Source organism: Pseudomonas sp. 2VD (genome assembly GCF_005503585.1).
Taxonomy (GTDB): Bacteria; Pseudomonadota; Gammaproteobacteria; order Pseudomonadales; family Pseudomonadaceae; genus Pseudomonas; species Pseudomonas aeruginosa.
Map to the genome: position 1 here is coordinate 1 of NZ_SCND01000660.1, position 1,246 is coordinate 1,246.

Here is a 1,246-nt window from a genome sequence, read left to right on the forward strand (position 1 = left end):
GCCGTGGCGCGAATCCTGTCCGTCCGAACCGAAGGTACTGCCGCTATCGCTGGCGCAGCCGCTGCTGCAACCGATATGGCTGGCGCAATACACCGCTGCGCCGCCGTCTTGCCGCTGCGCGCAGTTCAGGGTGTAGCGGAAGCCGTCGGCGATCGCCAGTTCCGTGTCGAGAGCGAACAGCAGCGGTAGGCGCGTGGGGTTCTGGGGGTCGATGCCTTCGCGGCGACAAGCCAGCTTCCAGGCGCGCCGAATGCCTTCCTGGGCCTGTCGGGGGCTGCGCATCGCCTGCGCCGGCGTATGGTGGAGGAAGCGCCCGAGTCCCTTGCGGCAGACGTGCTGGTAGAGCCGGGTATGCAGGATCAACTCGTGCCAGGCGACATCCACCACCTGGGACGGCATCGCGACCATCCGCTTGCCGGCGGCGCGGCATAGCAGCAGGTATTCGCGCAGGCCGCCGAGCACCCGTTGGACCTGTTCCTCGCTGAGCTGCGGATAGCGCTCGCGGACCGCCTGGGCGACCCGCGGCGGCAGGCGGAATTGCTGGATGAAGCGGTAGCGCCGGCGATCCAGGCCGCGGCGGTAGAGATAGCCGCCCACGAATGCGGCGCCAGCGAGCAGGGTAATACCGAGGAGTGCCATCCGTACGTCCTTGTCGAGCCCCGCGCGGTGCGGCGCTGGGTCATTGTTCCAGCAGCGCCTGGTTCAGCGCCGTTTCCAGGACGCTTTTATAACGCAGATAGTGCAGCGTTTGCGGCTGTTCGTCGGCGAACAGCCGCGACAGGTCGAGGTCGGTCAGGTAGCAGGGGTAGGGTTCGCTTTCCGCGCGATGCGCCAGGATATGCCGGGCGACCGCCTTGAACAGGCCGGCGCCGTACTCCAGTTCGGAAAACTCCTGGTGGTCGCAGTACAGGGTGACCTGCACGCGCTTGCGTTCGCCGCGTTCGAGTAGCGCCTGTAGCTCGTACAACGCGGGTCCGGCCAGGGCCTCCGGCGCTTCGCGAGGCTCGACGTGCAATCTGCCGTCGTTGGAGAGCAACTCGTAGTAGCGGATATCCAGCGAGGCCGGCACCTGTTCCGCCAGCGACAGGGCGTTGCGCCGGTACAGCAGCGATTGCAGGAAGCGCTGCAGCGGTGCGAGCAGGCTGCGTTCGTCACGCAACGCCTGGCGCTGGCGCCAGAGCGCGTTGCGTTCGTCGAGCAGGCTGATCTCGGCGCTGTCGAAGTCGCGCCGGTAGAACACCTGGAT

1 protein-coding gene and 1 pseudogene are annotated in these 1,246 nt (G+C 67.1%); both read right to left on the bottom strand.

From position 1 onward, the window contains the following. On the bottom strand, positions 1-639 hold a 639-nt coding region (locus FFS27_RS32885; protein ID WP_033978504.1), incomplete at its 3' end, for a glycine-rich domain-containing protein. A 40-nt stretch (positions 640-679) separates the two neighbouring features. After that, positions 680-1,246, bottom strand: a pseudogene (locus FFS27_RS32890) (class I adenylate cyclase); the annotation flags it as partial.